The sequence below is a fragment of the Bacillus sp. NEAU-Y102 genome (assembly GCF_054788175.1).
Genome location: NZ_JBTWFK010000014.1, coordinates 17,613 through 35,044, shown reverse-complemented (window position 1 = coordinate 35,044; position 17,432 = coordinate 17,613). Strand labels below are relative to the sequence as shown.

Genomic DNA, 17,432 nt, shown 5'->3' with positions numbered 1-17,432 from the left:
TCTACATTATCCATCTAGGAGGAGTTTACATGTACAAAAAAATCGCAGTAAGTATGACTATGGCAGCATTATTATGCGGGATATCCACCTTCCCTACGTCCGCTGCCACGCCAAAAGAAGTAACGATACATCATCATAAACCAATTTCAGAAGAAGAAATGCAATCGCTAGAAAAACTTGGCTATAACAAACATGAAATTTGGAGGGCTGCTCACATTGCAAGGATTAGTAATAAAGAAATAAAAGACGTTTTAGCTTACTATAAGCAAAATAAATCTTGGGAGAAAACAGCCGAGCATTTCGGTGTAGATCCAAGTAAGCTGAAAAAACATCATATGAATAAAGAAACAAAGCAAGCACTGCTACAACAGTTAGCAACTATGCAAAAATCCACACCGGATCAGCTAAAACAAAAAATGAAAGAATATAACATCAAATTGCGTCACCTTACTGTGTTAACAATCATCTCTCAAAAAAGCAATACCCCTCTTGATGATGTATTAAAAATGAAAAAAGATGGAATGGACATTAAACAAATTGCCGAAAAATTAAATGTAAAAAGAGAAGATATACGGGCGGAAATGATGAAATTAGTGAAGTCTATTAAAGAACAAAAAACAAATTAAAATGCTAAAAAGGAAGAGCCATTCACCACTCTTCCTTTTCTTTATGAACTTTCAATTTTTAAGTATAAATTCCCGTCTTTCCCAAAAACTAACATAAGTAAATGATGTAAGTTAGGGGTGAGAAAATGTTCGGTTTATCATCTAAGAAATCAAAAAAGACTAATACAAAAACACTTTGTTCTATTCCAGAATTTATACAAACCATGAAAGAATCAAGCGATTTTGTCTCTTATAACATACTTAAAGATGAAACGTTGTGCTTGTTTTATTATAAATCTGTCGTGGAAGCACTTATTATTAAACAATTCATTTTAACTCCTATAAAAAAGGAATCGGAACAAATCCAAAACATCTCTGATTTATGTAATATCATCTCTATTGAAGATATCATTACATCCCCTTCTATTGATGATATTCGTGAAAAATTATTAGGTGGATATATTTTAATACGCTTAAAAAACAATTCGAATCCTGATCAATATGCTTTAATTCGTGCCGAAAGTACTGTTTTAGGAAAACGATTATATAACGATACAGAAAATGAGTATAGCGTAATCGGGCCTAAAATCGGTTTCGTTGAAAACCTTGATACAAATATCCACTTATTACGCCGAAATATCGTAACGGAGCAACTCATTTTTAAAGAAGTTACCGTCGGATCTATATCAAAAACAAAAGTAGCAGTTGCTTATATAGAAGGAATTACAAATGAACAATTTGTCAACGCCGCAATTCAACGGCTAGAAGACATTGACTTTGATGTCCCATTTGATTCAACTATGATTGAGCAATTTATTAGTGATAATAGCAATTCACCTTTTCCTGTTCTATTACCTACAGAGCGATTAGATCGAGCTGTATTTGCGTTAATTAACGGGGAAGTTTTAATTTTAACAGATGGCTCTCCATATGCTTTATCAGGACCAACAACGTTACTGGATTTTTTCATTTCACCAGAAGATTATTATTTACCGTGGATGATTGGATCGTTCTTTCGTATTATTCGTTTTTTCGGAGCTATATTTTCTCTGTTTTCCTCCGCTATTTATACAGCGGCTTTAACATATCATTATCAAATGATTCCTGCCGATTTACTAGGTCCTATTATTTTCTCGAGAGCTAACGTACCTTTCCCTCCTATTCTAGAAGCACTCTTTTTAGAAATTACAATCGAATTGCTTCGTGAAGCGGGAGCGCGTTTACCGACAAAAGTCGGACAAACGATTGGAATTGTTGGGGGGATTGTAATTGGCCAAGCATCTGTTGAAGCGGCTTTGACAAGTACTATTTTACTAATTGCAGTTGCTTTATCCGCTCTTGCATCATTCACAACACCAACCGTAAAGATGTCTTCTACTATCCGGTTGTTACGCTTTCCGCTTATTCTTTTAGCCGGTGCATTCGGAGGATTAGGCCTTATTGTCGGATTTGTATTTATTTTAGCTCATTTAATTAAATTAAAATCACTTGGATCACCTTATTTATTACCTTTATATCCATTTCGTGGTTTAGGTACAGCAGAAGGTTTTCTTCGATTACCATTTAGTCAAACGGCACAAAGACCTTCTTTTCTTAGACCAAAATCAAAATGGCGCTATAATCCAAACAAATCGAAGCAAAAACGTGATGGTGAGAATGAATGAAAAAAGTTTTATTGCACCTTATCATTATCTTCTTCGTTTTACAAACTGGCTGTACACAAACGTATATAGTGGATGCACAGCGTATTATTCATATTGCTGGATTTGACATCACAAAAAACAAAAGATTCCAAGGAACTATTCTATTCCCAGAGTACACACATGGTGTAAAGTCTAAGCCAGAGACGCAAACAACATCTGCCCGTTCACTTGAAACAATTGCTTCACGATTGAATGCGAAATCTCCTCACAATGTTGTTGTAGGTCAAATGCGTGTCGTCCTATTTGGAAAAGCTCTAGGAGAACGCGGAATGGGAGAGATTATTACTAACTTACAACGTGACCCAAATATCGGGCGTGATGTACAACTAGCAATTGTAGATGGATCGGCTGAAGAGCTTTTAAATTACGGAAAAAAAAATGGGTCTTTATATATTGCTGATTTACTCGAACAAAATATAAGAAATGAGAACATTCCACAAACCGAATTAAACATTTTTTTATATAATTATTACTCTTCTGTATGTGATGCCTATGTTCCTTATATTAAAATGGACGATAATCATTCTGTCGCTGTCAAAGGACTTGCCTTTTTAAAAGGCGATAAAGTCGTCATGTATACGGATAAAAGACATTCTGTTTTAGCAAAATTACTTATTAACCCTACGAAAAATGGACGTTACGAAGCTGCGATAACAAAGGATAAACATAAAGGCATGGTTGTTATACAAAACTTAGCTGGGGAAAATAAGTATGATATAGATCAATCTGGCGACATACCAAAAGTAAAAATCCATTTAAAATTAAATGGATTAATTAAAAACTCTCCTAATTGGATTGATTTAAGAAAAAAAACAAATATCAACTATATAAAAAAACAAATTGAACGAAATGTCGAAAAAGACTGTGAAGATTTAATAAAACAATTTCAAGAAAAGGAAATTGATCCTTTAGGAATACGAGATGAAATTAGAAGCCATACAAGAAAATGGAATATAAAACAAATTCGAAATATGTATAAAAATGTAGCGGTGGATATAAATTTAGATCTTAATATTGTACAATCTGGAATCGGAGAATAGTGAGGTGAAATAAGCAATGAATACAATAAATAAAACAAAGACAGTCTCTCCATATTTTGCATTTATTTTATTGCATTCTCTCCAGATTGGTATAGGAATTCTCGGATATCAACGTGTAATTTTAAAAAACGCTGGTTATGATGCCTGGATTTCTCTTATTATTGCGGGAATTGCAACTCATATTGTGCTGTTTTGTATGTTAAAAATGCTTGAAAAAGACGGAGATTTAATTAGTATCCATACAACAACCTTTGGAAAGTGGTTTGGCTCTATATTTTCTGTAATTTTCACTCTTTATTGCTTATTATTTTGCCTTACTGTTCTTCGTACATATATGGAAGTGATACAAGTTTGGATTTTCCCTACCATTAAGTTATGGAAACTTACGCTTATGTTTTTGTTAGTCACTTACTACATTATAAAAGGTGGCTTCCGTTCTGTGACAGGGATATGTTTTTGGGGTATTGTTCTTCCTATTTTCGTTGTATTCTTTTTAATCTATCCAATGAAATATGCTCATTTCCGTAATATTTTACCTATTTTTACACATTCACCTTTTGACATGCTTATATCTGCAAAACACTCTGCATTGGAATTTCTGGGGTTTGAAACAATTCTTATCTTTTATCCCTTTATTGAAAAAGGAAAATCTTTAAAACGATGGGCCCATGCTGGAATTGCTTTTAGCACCTTAATTTATGTAGTTTTAGCTATCGTATCCTTTATGTATTATAGTGAGGGTCAATTAAACCGTACTATTTGGCCTACTTTAACAATGTTAAAAATAATTAAAGTTCCTTTTATTCAGCGTTTTGAATATATTATTATTTTCGTTTGGTTTTTAATTATTTTACCAAATCTTTGCTTAACCATTTGGTCATCATGTCAAACAATGAAGCGTTCCTTTCATATTTCATTTAAATTTACATTACCGTTTTTTATTTTCATCATATTTTCAGCTTCTCTGCTTTTCACAAACCGTGAAAGTATCAATACATTAAATACCGTACTATCTCAAGCGGGTTTATATATTGTATACGCTTATATCCCAATTTTATTTCTATTTCATTCGCTAAGATGGCGTTTCAAAAATCAGTCGAAAAAATCTTCACCCGACACTCCATAATCTCTGATACAATTTGATTAATACATTTGTAAAGGGGACAAGCGAATGAAAAAGTATGTATTTTCTTTACTTGCAGTACTAAGCTTAATTCTTGCTGGATGCGGAAGTACTGGTACAAATGACCAAAAATCTTCTGAATCAAAAAAAGAAGAACATGACCATGCATCCCACACTCAACAAGCTGACATTCAAGAGAAAACAAAAGGAGTCGACACACTTCCGACCTTCCTAGATAAGCTTGATCCACAAATGAAAGATATTTACAGCGTCGCTGGGCAAAATGCAGAGCTATTAGATTGGATTCCATGCTATTGTGGTTGCGGTGAAAGTGTAGGACATAAAAATAATAAAAACTGCTTTATTCGTGAAATTAAAAAGAATGGTGAAGTTGTTTGGGATTCCCACGCAACGACTTGCGTCAATTGCCTAGAAATCGCAGTTGAATCTGCTTCCATGAAACAAAAAGGAAAATCAACGCTTGAAATTCGTAACTATATCGATAATAAATACAAAGAAGGCTATGGCAAACCAACACCTACGCCAATGCCAAAAGCTTAAAAAACGAGGGAATTCCTCGTTTTTTCTTTTCATTCTCTTTTTTTCTTAACAAATTCTTTCAAGTGTATTTCTCCTTACTTATCACACACTATATATAACTCTCGGTAAGGAGGGTACACAGTGCAAACATATAACGACTATGATAAAGCTCTCTATTACACGTATTGCTGTAATTGGGATAAATTACTCGTTCTCATGGTTCAAACGAACGATCAATTATTTTCTAAGCGTATTGAGCATTTTTTACACGCTTATCAATACAGCAAAGAACTACCAGAAGTTGATAAACAACTGCAGCTCCTATTTCAATATATTGACCATGCATCCCAAAAGTCGCATGTAGAAGAAGTAGAGCAAATTCAAATGTAAAATATAGCGCTATTCTCTTTAGGAGAATGGCGCTTTTTTAAAATATTAATACCAATAAAAGTTTCCTCTTATAAAACTTTTATTGATAAACATATTTTTTCTTTCTTTTCTATACCACTTCATACTATAATTTAGTATGTAACTATTATAAGAGAGGTATAAAATATGGGACGAGAAAAAAAGCAAGAATATGCTTTACTTACCGCATGGGGAGCTTCTTTTGTTGCTACACTAGGAAGTCTGTACTTTTCCGAAATCATGAAATTTGAGCCTTGTGTCCTTTGTTGGTATCAACGCATTTTTATGTATCCATTCGTTTTATGGCTTGGTATCGCTGTGGCAAAGAAAGACTATCGCATCGCAAGTTATTCTTTACCAATCGCAACTATTGGCGCTTGTATTTCTTTATATCACTATGCAATTCAAAAAGTCGCAGCATTTTCAGCAGCTGGGGCAGCTTGTGGACGTGTACCATGTACGGGAGAATACATAAACTGGTTCGGCTTTGTGACAATCCCGTTTTTAGCACTTATCGGCTTTATTACAATCGCTGTTTGTAGCTTTATTGTCATCAAAAACAAATAAGGAGATGAAAGAATGAAAAAAATGCTTATATTTGGTGGTATTATTATCGCCTTGTTCGTGGCAATTTTTGCAGTAACACAAATGGAAGAAAAAAATGCTACTAGCCAAAAAATTGATAATCCTACTGAAAGTAAGACAAACGTTTCTGACTACTACACAAATAAAATCTCTCTTTCAGATCTTCAAAAGAACTTAAAAGAGAAAAAAGAAGAAACAGTATACTTTTATCAAACATCTTGCGTTCATTGCCAAAAATTATCTCCTGTCGTAGTGCCAATGGCTAAAGACTTGAACGTTGATATGAAAGTTATGGATATTGAAAAATTAGATGTTCCTTGGGATGAATATAAAATTCAAGGTACACCAACAATCATTCATTTTAAAGATGGCAAAGAAGTGAGCCGTATTAGCGGTGAACAGCCGAAAGACAAATTAAAAGAATGGCTTGAACAAACGAAAAAGTAATAAGAAAAGGAAACTCCTTCTACACATGAAATGGGCGTAAAATCCCACACTAATGTATAAGGAGGGGGTTTTATGCCAGAAGTAAGATGTTCTGTTTCCAACTGTTCTTTTTGGGGACAAGGTAACTTTTGTCAAGCAAGTACGATCATCGTTCAGCCTGATGCAGATGAAACTGGTCAAACTGAAAATGATTCATATACAGCTGCTGTTTTAACAAACGAGACGCTAGAAAGTTCTGTAGCAACGAGTGTAGAGACTTGTTGTCATACATTTAAGCCTAAATATTAAACATAAAAAGCATACGATTCATCGTATGCTTTTTTACATCCCTCTCCAAAAATCATGCATAATAAAAAAGTACAAAATAACGAGAACGGCCGTCCCGCATAGGGTAATGCGCCGATATATACTCTTCTCTCCTTCCCTCGCTTTCACAAACGCCCAAATAAATCCGAAGAACAATATTAAATCAACATATGGAACATAAAAAGAAAAGACGAGAAACGCATATAAATACACGATAAATAAACAGGTCGTTACTAAGAAAACTTTAAACGCAAATTCACTTTTCATAATATAACCGCCCCCTATCTGTACTGTATTATATTCAGCAAAATACAATAGTTGCAGTTAAACTCCAAGTATAAATAAGCTACCGTCTATAATACGGTAGCCATTACGGAACATTGTATTTCCGTTTATATATATTACTTAAAATCGAAGAAGGAATTTGCTCGTAACGAACTTTCTCTCCTGTTTCATCTATAATATACGAATTGTTTCCTATATAATATATTCCATCTTTTCGTTTTGAGTATACCGGATATCTTTCATTTGGCAATACAGTTTTTACTTTCATTAACTGTCCATTTGGTTCTTGCCAATATATATCCGCGCGGTCTACTAACGTAAGTACTCCAATTTGTTCTTTTTCTATTTTTCGACCATTCCAGCTCACAACGCGATAACCAAGCTTATTCGCTTCATATTCGGGGCTCGTATGAAAACGAGAAATGATTACTTTTGTTTGTAATTGTACTCGGTCATATAACCATTGTATATCCCTGTCATGCATACGAATACAGCCATTTGATTCCCTACTTCCAATCGTCCATTCCCGGTTCGTCCCGTGAATCGCATATTCATTCTTATCTAGTCCAAGCCACCTCGTACCGAGAGGGTTATTCGGTGCACCCCCAGGTATTTTTTTTCGATGGTATTCTTTATTTTTAAATTTAGTTATAATACAAAAATTACCTTCAGGCGTAGGTGTACGATCTCTTCCAGTCGTTACTGGAAATGTTTTTGTATAATTTCCATTCTCAAAAAAAGACAACTGATTTGTCGTAAGATTCACTAATATTAAATGATCTGTATCAGCAAAAGCACTAACCGGTAGGAAGAAAAATAATAGTAAGACGAAACATACCCTTTTCACCTATATCCCCCCTAGCGCTCACCATAATAATTGTAATTAGCTTTACTTTGCTCTTATAAATGAAAACTATCCATTTACAATAACGCCCCCATTTACATGTATCATTTGTCCAGTAACATAAGAAGAATCACCAGACGCTAAATATACGTATGCCGGCGCTAACTCATATGGTTGACCAGGCCGTTGCATCGGGACATTGCTTCCAAACTGAGAGACTTTCTTCTCATCAAAGCTCGATGGAATAAGCGGTGTCCAAATCGGTCCCGGTGCAACACCATTTACACGAATCCCTTTTTGCACTAACGATTGAGAAAGTGATCTTGTAAACGCTACGATTGCTCCTTTCGTTGCGGAATAATCAATTAACGTTTCATTCCCTTCATATGCAACGATAGATGCCGTATTTATAATGACATCTCCTTTCTTCAAATGAGAAAGTGCGGCTTTCGCAACGTGAAAATAAGAAAAAATATTAATACGAAAAGTCTTTTCTAGCTGTTCTGCTGTAATATACTCTAGTCCTTGCTGCGGATATTGCTGCGCGACATTATTTACTAAAACCTGTAAACTACCTAGCTGCTGGACGGTCTCTTGAACAACATCTTTACAATGCTGTTCATCACTTAAATCACCCGGCAACAATACACACTTTACTCCTTCTTTTTCAACACGTTGTTTCGTCTCATTTGCATCTTCTTCCTCATCTAAATAAGCAATCGCAATATTTGCTCCCTCTTTCGCAAAAGCGATGGAAACAGCTCGTCCAATCCCACTATCTCCCCCTGTAATTAATACATTCTTTCCTTTTAACTTTTCGCTACCTTTATAATTTGAATCTTCAAACTGCGGAAGTGGATTCATTAATGATTCAATACCAGGCTGTTTATTTTGATGTTGCGCTGGCATTGTTACAAAGTTTTTTTGCTGTGGCATAGCTTCTTTCAACTCCTTTTCCTTATAATGTGCATAATAAAAACTGAAATTCACACATCAAGTTACGATTAATATTCGAATTTAAGACACAAAATATGAATTGTTGTAAACTTTTTATACAAAACTATTGCAAAATAGTTAAAAAACGAATATTATATATAACTGTTGTGAAAATTATTCGTAAACAGAAAGGATGTTTATATGTTTAACCTTTCAAAACATAAAACTTCTATTAAAACTGAAATTATGGCAGGTATTATTACCTTCTTAACAATGGCATATATCATTGTCGTAAACCCAGTCATCCTTGGGGATGCAGGTGTTCCATTTGAACAAGCATTTACAGCAACAATTATCGCTGCTGTTGTCGGAACATTATTTATGGCGATCTTTACAAACTTACCAATCGCAATTGCACCAGGTATGGGATTAAATGCTTACTTCTCTTACTCTGTTGTAAAAGCGCATGAAGGCATGACTTTCGCAATTGCATTCTCTGCTGTATTCGTAGCAGGTATGATTTTAATTTTGCTATCATTTACATCTTTCCGTACAAAATTAATGGAAGCAATTCCTGAAAACTTAAAACATGCAATTACTGCTGGTATTGGGCTATTTATCGCCTTTATCGGTTTACGTTTAACAGGTATCGTTACAAAAAATGATGCAAACTTAGTTGGACTTGGTGATCTTCACTCTGCTCCAGTTCTACTAGCATTAGCTGGACTTGGAATTACTATTATCCTTATGTCTTTAAATGTAAATGGCGCACTATTTATCGGTATGCTATTAACTGGTATTATCGCTTTCTTCACAGGACAATTAACATTCTCAAACGGTGTTACATCAATGCCTGGATTACCAGAAGGAATTATCGTTTCCAATCCAATTACTGCTGTATCTGACGTAATTAACTACGGATTATACGGCGTTGTATTCTCATTCTTCCTTGTTACATTATTTGATACAACAGGTACATTACTTGGCGTTGCACAACAAGGTGGATTTATGAAAGACGGAAAGCTTCCAAAAGCAGGACGAGCTCTTCTATCTGACTCATTCTCAGCAACAATCGGTTCTATGTTCGGAACAACACCATCAACAGCTTACATTGAATCATCTGCTGGTGTTGCAGCTGGTGGTCGTACTGGTTTAACAACTGTTACAGTAGCTGTTCTATTCGCACTAGCAGCATTCTTCGGCCCATTAGTAAGTGCTGTTTCTGGTGTATCAGCTATTACTGCACCATCATTAATTATCGTTGGTAGTCTTATGATGGGTTCAGTTCGCCACATCGATTGGGACGCATTTGATGAAGCATTCCCAGCATTCTTAGTAATCTTAAGCATGCCACTTACATCAAGTATCGCAACAGGTATCGCACTTGGATTTATTTCATACCCACTTATGAAAGTGGCAAAAGGTAAATTCCGTGCTGTTCACCCACTTGTATATGTATTTGGAATTTTGTTTGCTTATCAATTAATTTTCTTACCACATTAAAATCCCTCATAAAGAGGGATTTTTTATTTATAAAAGAAAAGTAGAGCATCGAAATTAGATGCTCTACTTTTCTTTTGTTACTTTTAACACTTCTCATTTACTTGTAATTCTTTACTGTACTTTTGAATGAACACTGACGAAATAACCATTACCATCCCTACACTCAACCCAATAAGCTGATCTAGTAGCATTTCATCATGAATGAACCAGCGCAGTAAAAATACACCACCAAAAATAAGCAACATAGTAAATCCAGTATGTCTAAGACCTTTATATACATTTTCCATATGTATCACCTCTTCACATACTTTTATCCATATTATACCATAATCTAAAAACGTGTATAACCAACATTCGGTATTGAAACCAATAATAAAAAGACTGCAGAGAACTCCATCTCCACAGCCTAATTATTATTTTTGCAAAAACGCCTGCAAATCTGCAAACTGTCTCTTTGCATCTTCATAGCCTTGCTCATATAGATTTTGTAGTTTTGCTGTATCTTTTTCCATACGATCTACTTGAAGCGGCACTTCTGGACGAATAACAAATAAATTCCCAGCTTGTTCTTCTTTTTCAATGTAGTGAAGTGTTTCATTATACACTTCATAACGATTCAGCATCGTGTTAACAAGGTTCGGATATTTTTTATAAGCTTTCGCTGCAACCCATCCAAACTTTGATTTTTTCTTCGCGTAACCATGATTTCTCGTTAAAATAACGACTGATTTTTTAAAACCATCTTCCTGTGCTTTACGAACTGGAATTGGATCCGAAATCCCGCCATCTAATAATTGCTTACCACGGTAATTTACTACAGGTGCAATGAAAGGCAATGAACTAGATGCTTGTAATAAATTTAGTGCATCATCATTCGTTCCTTCTTTTTCAAAATAAACAGACTGTCCTGTTTCACAATCTGTCGTTCCTACAAGGAAACGCTCTTGGCTATTAAAGTATGTTTCAAAATCAAACGGAACATGCTTTTCTGGAATCTCATGAAAAATGAACTCCATATCGAATAACTGGCGTTTTCTCCATAAATTTTTATACGATAAGTATTTTGGGTGTGATGCATAATCAATATTTACTGTTTTATTTCTATTTCTTTGTCTGGAAAGATACGACGCTGCATGACAAGCACCAGCTGATACACCGATTACATATGGAAAATATAAATCTTGTTCCATAAAGTATTCTAATATCCCGCCCGTGTACACACCACGCATACCGCCGCCTTCTAATACTAACCCCGTATTTTCAAGCATGTTACTCTCTCCTCTATATATATTGACTCTTTAATTATTCACCATGTTAAGTATCTTTTTCTATTATATATGAGTTCTTTCAGAAATTATATTCAAAAGACTTGAGAAAAAGGAGTTTTTTCTTCCAATTATATTTCCAAATGGTTGGAGACATCCTTTATAAATCTTTGAATAAAATCTTGCTCTTCTTTCGTATATCTATCTAAAAATAACAGCCACTTTTCTTCAGCTTGTTTATGTAATTTATCATGAGCTTTATATATTTCATTTCCGCTTTCCGTTAAACGGAAGAAGATTTCTTTTTGATTATCTAACATTTGCATCTTCTCAACGAATTTCTTTTGAAACAACTTTGTACAAATTTTAGAGATTGCACCCTTCGTCATTCCCATTTCTGTCGTAATAGCAGTTACATTCATCAAACCATTTTTCCCGATACACTCGATCACATGTAACTCAGATAAAGACATACCACTTATACCTGTCTCACGAAGAAATTTCTCATTTTGCCCTTTCAAATGTTCTTCTTTTTTATGCAAAAGTGTACGAATGTCCGAAAGTATTTCCATTTGTTTCGTTGCATAATCCAATCCGTTCGCCTCCTGAGTTTCTAAAGAAACAAATTAACTATATACCATTTTAAAATCATTTTTTCATATTTACAAGTGAGAAAATCATGTTAAAATAAATTTAGTTTCCAAGGAAACTAAATGACAAGGAGGTTAACAAGATGAAAAAATCCAAAATACATTTCATTTTATATGTCGTCTGTATGAGTGCCTTACTCGGTTCCTTCGCTCAAAATATTTACACGCCTATCTTGCCCATGATTCAAGGTTCTTTTCACACTTCTCTTTATCTTGTAAATGTAACAGTTTCCCTTTTCACATTCGTTCTTGCGATTATGCAGCTCATATATGGACCTTTGATTGATACAAGAGGGAGAAAATCTGTCCTTATCCCTAGTTTGATCATTAGTACAATTGGTTCAATCGGATGTGCTTTTTCAGCGAACATATATGTATTTCTATTTTTCAGAGCTGTTCAAGCTATAGGAATAGCAGCTATACCTGTAGTAGCAGCAACGATTATCGGCGATTTATTTGAAGGAAAAGAACGAGGAGAAGCAATGAGCCTGTATCAAATGTTACTTGCTCTTGCACCTGCGATCGGCCCTCTCATTGGTGGTTATCTAGGCAGTATAAATGGCCACGTATCCGTATTTCTCTTTTTATCTATACTTGGCATTCTCTTATTAACGATAAATATTTCACTACTTCCAGAAACAAAACCAACTGTAAGTAAACAACCGCAAGCAAAAAAGAATTACTGGTTTATCTTAAAAAATAAAACTGGATTTTCTATTACTCTTATTGGCTTCATTCAATTTTGTATTTACTTTTGCTTCCTCGTTTTTTTACCGAGCATTTTAACAAATTCATTTCACTTAACTGCAAGTAAAATTGGCCTTATATTTGTACCAATGTCCCTTTCTATTATGTTAGGAAGTTATTGCTACAAGCTTTTGCAAAAACGCCTCACAACAAAGCAAGCTTTATTCATCACTAGTTTCTTCAATATTATATGTGTCACTTTATTCTCTTTCACATATAGCATCAATATCCCATTCACCATTATCGTTACATCTTTATACGGTTTTAGTATGGGACTTTCTATGCCAACTCACACTACTTTATTAACGGAAGAATTCGTACAAGAACGCGCAACAGCCATCGGTATGTATAACTTCATACGCTATCTCGGTATGGGCACAGGGCCACTTGTAGGTGGATTTCTTGTATTTAATCAAAATTACTTTTGGATTTTCTTCCTAGGTGCAATTACATTTCTATTTATCATTTTATGCGCACTGAAAATGCTACGTTTTCAGGCTGTACAAAAAGCAAAATAGAGACCTATAGATGGTCTCTATTCTAAACTCTTTGATCTGCAACGATATGAATATCAATATACTTCGTTTCTCTCATAATTTCATTTACAATTGAACCTTTTCGAATTTCTTCCCACCTTGTTCTTGCTGATTGTCCGAGTAAAATTTGCGTTACTTGTAGTCTTTTCGCAACTTCAATAATAACATCCGCTGGCTTTCTTCCTTTTGCCTCTTCTAAAACAAAACTCGCATCAAATTGATTCGTTAACGACTTCCACTCTTCAATCGTCTGCTTTTTCCCAGCTGAAATAGAATCTATATTTTCCCTCTCAACGTTTAATACGTACAATTCAGCATTTAACCGATCAGCCATGCGCCATCCCCGTCGTATTAATTTCTCCGCTGTCGAACTGTATTGTACACAAACAAGAATTTTTTCTTTTACACCAATCGGTTCTATTACTGTTTGGCTAATTTTCTCGTCCATATCATCTGCCACTTCCCGAAGTGATAATTCTCTTAGTGCCCCTAAATTATTAAGCGTAAAGAAATTTTGTAAGCTTTGCTCTATTTTTTCTTCCTTATATATCTTTCCATCTATTAACCTCTTCCTTAATACTTCCGGCGTTGCATCAACGAGCTGAATTTCATTTGCTTTTTGTAAAATAAAATCTGGAATACGTTCTCGCACTTTAACATTCGTAATTTGAGCAACAATGTCATGAACACTTTCTAAATGTTGAATATTAAAAGCTGATAAGACGGATATACCGGCATCTAGCAATTCCTGTACATCCATATAACGTTTCTTATTTTTAGATCCAGGAATATTGCTATGCGCAAGTTCATCCACAACAACGACTTGCGGTGCACGTTTTATAATTCCTTCCACATCGAGTTCATAAAATACTTTCCCTTTATACTCTATTTCTTTTAAAGGAACTTTTTCTAAATCAGCAATTGCTTCTTCCGTCTCTTTTCTACCGTGCGTTTCAATTAAACCAATTACAATATCCGTACCATCCTTTTTCATTTCTCTTGCATCAAAGAGCATTTTATAACTTTTTCCTACTCCTGGAGCCGCTCCTACATATAACTTTAACTTCCCGCGGTTTTGCTGACGAATATATTCTAAATACTCTTCTGGTGTTCGCCTTTGAAAAGTTGGTTTATAGTCATCCGCATACAAAACACTCACAACCTTTCTTTCGAAACAACGCTACCTCAATCCGTTAGATTGAGGTAGCGTTGTTTCTATTTCAGTAGTTTCTGCAATTCTAAATTTAACTTTAAAACGTTTACGCGGTTCTCTCCAAATAAGCCAAGTGCAGCACCTTCTGTTTGATCTTTAATCAACTGATTTAGCGTTTCTTTCGGAATATTCGTTAATTTAGAGATACGATCCACCTGCACAGAAGCTGCCTGCGGACTAATATCAGGATCTAGCCCTGAACCTGAATTCGTCACTAGATCAATCGGCACTTCTGTTACCGGAACAGCCCGATTTTGTTTCTTCCACTCTTCAATACTTTTCTCTACTCGTTTCTCTAAATCTGGATTAGATGGTGCATAGTTATTTGAACCAGATGCTTCAGCCTTATATTCAATACTAGAAACACGCCCTTGAAAATAACGTGGATCCGTGAAGTTTTGACCAATTAATTTAGAACCAATCACTTCATTTTTATCATTATATATTAGACTTCCATCCGCATTATCCTTCATTACTGCTTGTGCAATACCAGTAACAATAAGCGGATATACAAGCCCGCACAACACTAAAAATGTAAAAGTAATACGGATAATTGGTGATAGTATACTTTGTTTCTTCGCCATCTTTTTCCCCTCTTCCTTATATGAACAAGCCGACAATTATATCAATTACTTTAATTCCAATGAATGGTACAATCACTCCGCCAAGTCCATAAATAAGTAGGTTTCGGCCAAGTAGTGCATTCGAACTCATTGGTTTATATGCGATACCTTTCATCGCCAATGGAATGAGTAATGGAATAATAACTGCATTAAATAGTAATGCTGATAAAATCGCTGACAGTGGTGATGTTAGTTTCATAATGTTTAATGCCTCCATTTGCGGAATCGCAAGTGTAAACATCGCTGGAATGATTGCAAAATATTTTGCAATATCGTTCGCAATACTAAACGTCGTTAACGCACCACGCGTCATTAACAATTGCTTACCAATCCCTACAACCTCAATAATTTTTGTCGGGTTCGAATCTAAATCAATCATATTCGCTGCTTCTTTCGCAGCTGTCGTACCACTATTCATCGCTAATCCAACGTCAGCCTGCGCTAATGCCGGCGCATCATTTGTACCATCACCTGTCATCGCTACAAGTTTCCCTTTATCTTGCTCTGCTTTAATAACCGCAATTTTATCTTCTGGCTTACACTCAGCAACAAACTCATCTACCCCTGCTTCTTTTGCAATCGTTGCTGCTGTTAACGGGTTATCACCTGTACACATAACCGTTTTAATCCCCATTTGGCGCAATTGTTCAAAACGCTCACGCATACCTGGCTTTACTGTATCCTTTAAATAAATTAAACCGTAAATACGATTATCCACTGCAACTACAAGTGGTGTCCCGCCCTCTTTGGAAATGGAATCTGCTTTTTGATTTACATCTTTCGGAATCGTTCCACCTTGTGACCTAACCCATTCAATTACGCTACCTACAGCACCTTTTCTCACTTTCGTTCCGTCCTGTAAATCCACACCACTCATTCTCGTTTCTGCTTTGAACGGAACAAAATCACCTTGCTCTGCAATTTCTCGATTATATGATATAGCTTTCGTTTTTACATATTCTATAACTGATCGACCTTCTGGTGTTTCATCTAAAACTGAACTAATCGCGGCCCATTTCCCTACTTGCTCAATCGTCTCATTTCCTACAGGAAGCAATGTATGTGCCATTCGGTTCCCGAAAGTAATCGTACCTGTTTTATCTAAAATGATTGTATTAATATCACCCGCAGCTTCTACTGCTTTACCCGACATCGCTAACACATTGAACTTTGTCACGCGGTCCATCCCGGCAATACCAATTGCTGATAATAAACCACCAATTGTCGTTGGAATTAAACAAACTAACAACGCTACAAGTACAGCTGTATCAATTTGAAATCCTAAATAGTTTGTAAAAATCGGCAACGTCACAACAACGATTAAGAAAATAAGCGTTAAACTCGTTAATACTGTATTTAAAGCAATCTCATTCGGCGTTTTTTGACGAGCAGCTCCTTCTACTAACGAAATCATTTTATCAATAAATGATTCACCAGGATTACTCGTAATGACAATTGTAATCTCATCACTTACGACCATCGTCCCGCCTGTTACGGAACAAAAATCGCCGCCCGCTTCTTTTATTACAGGAGCTGATTCCCCTGTAATTGCAGATTCATCTACAGATGCTAACCCTTTGATTACTTCGCCATCATTCGGAATCATTTCTCCTTGTTTTACGATAACAACGTCACCTTTTCTCAGATCAGTTGCTGAAACTTGGACAATGTCTCCATTTTCTTTTACAACATTTGCAAACACATCTTTCTTCGACTGCTTTAAAGAATCGGCTTGCGCTTTACCACGACCTTCTGCTAATGCTTCTGCAAAATTCGCAAATAAAACTGTAAATAATAGAATGAGAGAAACTGTTATATTAAACCAACCTGGTATACTACTAGAACTACTTGGAAGAAAAGATAAAATGAACGTAATGATAAATCCAATTTCCACAACGAACATAATCGGATTCTTTATCATGACTTTCGGATTCAATTTCGCAATGGATTGCTTCATCGCATGTGTTACGATATCACGATCCATCGTTTTCGCTTGTCTAACTTCATCTTCTACAGCATGTATTTGTGACTCATTTAATTGTTTTTCTTTTACTACTACCGGTCTCATCATTT

At 35.3% G+C, this 17,432-nt stretch carries 20 protein-coding genes; 11 read left to right on the top strand and 9 right to left on the bottom strand.

Annotated features, from left to right (window positions below):
- Positions 1-29: 29 nt before the first annotated feature.
- From ACYFX0_RS27000 to ACYFX0_RS26960, 9 genes are all read left to right on the top strand, one after another.
- Complete coding sequence (locus ACYFX0_RS27000) at positions 30-626, top strand: hypothetical protein (RefSeq protein WP_142399139.1); 597 nt, start codon at positions 30-32, stop codon at positions 624-626.
- A gap of 125 nt (positions 627-751) precedes the next feature.
- Positions 752-2,269: a spore germination protein gene (locus tag ACYFX0_RS26995; RefSeq protein ID WP_106082130.1), complete on the top strand. Its 1,518-nt coding sequence runs from the start codon at positions 752-754 to the stop codon at positions 2,267-2,269.
- Positions 2,266-3,348 (top strand): Ger(x)C family spore germination protein, encoded by a 1,083-nt coding sequence (locus ACYFX0_RS26990; protein ID WP_106082129.1) that lies wholly within the window; start codon positions 2,266-2,268, stop codon positions 3,346-3,348. The genes ACYFX0_RS26995 and ACYFX0_RS26990 overlap by 4 nt, the downstream gene beginning before the upstream one ends.
- A 16-nt stretch (positions 3,349-3,364) precedes the next feature.
- Complete coding sequence (locus tag ACYFX0_RS26985) at positions 3,365-4,474, top strand: GerAB/ArcD/ProY family transporter (protein WP_001092365.1); 1,110 nt, start codon at positions 3,365-3,367, stop codon at positions 4,472-4,474.
- Positions 4,475-4,519: 45 nt separating this feature from the next.
- Positions 4,520-5,032, top strand: a complete 513-nt coding sequence (locus ACYFX0_RS26980) for a PCYCGC domain-containing protein (protein WP_106082128.1) — start codon at positions 4,520-4,522, stop codon at positions 5,030-5,032.
- 120 nt (positions 5,033-5,152) lie between these two features.
- The gene (locus ACYFX0_RS26975) at positions 5,153-5,401 is read left to right on the top strand and encodes a YhdB family protein (RefSeq protein ID WP_001195459.1); all 249 of its coding nucleotides are present in this window, start codon (positions 5,153-5,155) and stop codon (positions 5,399-5,401) included.
- Positions 5,402-5,566: 165 nt separating this feature from the next.
- Positions 5,567-5,986, top strand: coding sequence for a disulfide formation protein C (locus ACYFX0_RS26970; RefSeq protein ID WP_000532272.1), 420 nt, complete (start codon positions 5,567-5,569; stop codon positions 5,984-5,986).
- A gap of 12 nt (positions 5,987-5,998) precedes the next feature.
- Positions 5,999-6,451 (top strand): thioredoxin family protein, encoded by a 453-nt coding sequence (locus ACYFX0_RS26965; protein ID WP_106082127.1) that lies wholly within the window; start codon positions 5,999-6,001, stop codon positions 6,449-6,451.
- Positions 6,452-6,523: 72 nt separating this feature from the next.
- Complete coding sequence (locus ACYFX0_RS26960; protein ID WP_106082126.1) at positions 6,524-6,739, top strand: DUF1540 domain-containing protein; 216 nt, start codon at positions 6,524-6,526, stop codon at positions 6,737-6,739.
- 33 nt (positions 6,740-6,772) lie between these two features.
- Here ACYFX0_RS26960 and ACYFX0_RS26955 read toward each other — a convergent pair whose 3' ends face one another.
- The 3 genes from ACYFX0_RS26955 to ACYFX0_RS26945 form a co-directional block, all read right to left on the bottom strand.
- On the bottom strand, positions 6,773-7,024 hold the full coding sequence (locus tag ACYFX0_RS26955; protein ID WP_000834195.1) for a hypothetical protein: 252 nt from the start codon (positions 7,022-7,024) through the stop codon (positions 6,773-6,775).
- 103 nt (positions 7,025-7,127) lie between these two features.
- Positions 7,128-7,889 carry a L,D-transpeptidase gene (locus tag ACYFX0_RS26950; RefSeq protein WP_106082125.1) on the bottom strand — a complete coding sequence of 254 codons (762 nt, stop codon included), beginning with the start codon at positions 7,887-7,889 and terminating at the stop codon, positions 7,128-7,130.
- Positions 7,890-7,955: 66 nt separating this feature from the next.
- On the bottom strand, positions 7,956-8,822 hold the full coding sequence (locus ACYFX0_RS26945) for an SDR family oxidoreductase (protein ID WP_106082124.1): 867 nt from the start codon (positions 8,820-8,822) through the stop codon (positions 7,956-7,958).
- 201 nt (positions 8,823-9,023) lie between these two features.
- On the opposite strand from ACYFX0_RS26945, the gene ACYFX0_RS26940 reads away from it, so the two are divergent.
- Positions 9,024-10,325, top strand: coding sequence for an NCS2 family permease (locus tag ACYFX0_RS26940; protein ID WP_000482710.1), 1,302 nt, complete (start codon positions 9,024-9,026; stop codon positions 10,323-10,325).
- Between the two features lie 83 nt (positions 10,326-10,408).
- Here the strand turns inward: ACYFX0_RS26940 and ACYFX0_RS26935 are convergent, their stop codons facing one another.
- From ACYFX0_RS26935 to ACYFX0_RS26925, 3 genes are all read right to left on the bottom strand, one after another.
- Positions 10,409-10,612, bottom strand: coding sequence for a hypothetical protein (locus tag ACYFX0_RS26935; RefSeq protein WP_000432821.1), 204 nt, complete (start codon positions 10,610-10,612; stop codon positions 10,409-10,411).
- Between the two features lie 126 nt (positions 10,613-10,738).
- Positions 10,739-11,593, bottom strand: coding sequence for a patatin-like phospholipase family protein (locus tag ACYFX0_RS26930; protein WP_000892695.1), 855 nt, complete (start codon positions 11,591-11,593; stop codon positions 10,739-10,741).
- Positions 11,594-11,721: 128 nt separating this feature from the next.
- Positions 11,722-12,183: a MarR family transcriptional regulator gene (locus ACYFX0_RS26925; RefSeq protein ID WP_000384217.1), complete on the bottom strand. Its 462-nt coding sequence runs from the start codon at positions 12,181-12,183 to the stop codon at positions 11,722-11,724.
- A gap of 140 nt (positions 12,184-12,323) precedes the next feature.
- Here ACYFX0_RS26925 and ACYFX0_RS26920 point away from each other — a divergent pair, with 140 nt between their 5' ends.
- Positions 12,324-13,505 (top strand): MFS transporter, encoded by a 1,182-nt coding sequence (locus ACYFX0_RS26920; protein ID WP_000748586.1) that lies wholly within the window; start codon positions 12,324-12,326, stop codon positions 13,503-13,505.
- Between the two features lie 22 nt (positions 13,506-13,527).
- On the opposite strand, the gene kdpDN is transcribed toward ACYFX0_RS26920, so the two are convergent.
- Genes kdpDN through kdpB form a run of 3 tightly spaced genes read right to left on the bottom strand, consistent with a single transcriptional unit; the run spans position 13,528 to position 17,427 of the window.
- Positions 13,528-14,682, bottom strand: coding sequence for a KdpD-like non-kinase potassium sensor (kdpDN, locus tag ACYFX0_RS26915; protein WP_074790778.1), 1,155 nt, complete (start codon positions 14,680-14,682; stop codon positions 13,528-13,530).
- 56 nt (positions 14,683-14,738) lie between these two features.
- Positions 14,739-15,320: a K(+)-transporting ATPase subunit C gene (gene kdpC, locus ACYFX0_RS26910; RefSeq protein WP_001085562.1), complete on the bottom strand. Its 582-nt coding sequence runs from the start codon at positions 15,318-15,320 to the stop codon at positions 14,739-14,741.
- A 16-nt stretch (positions 15,321-15,336) separates the two neighbouring features.
- On the bottom strand, positions 15,337-17,427 hold the full coding sequence (gene kdpB, locus ACYFX0_RS26905; RefSeq protein ID WP_025988994.1) for a potassium-transporting ATPase subunit KdpB: 2,091 nt from the start codon (positions 17,425-17,427) through the stop codon (positions 15,337-15,339).
- Between the last annotated feature and the right edge of the window lie 5 nt (positions 17,428-17,432).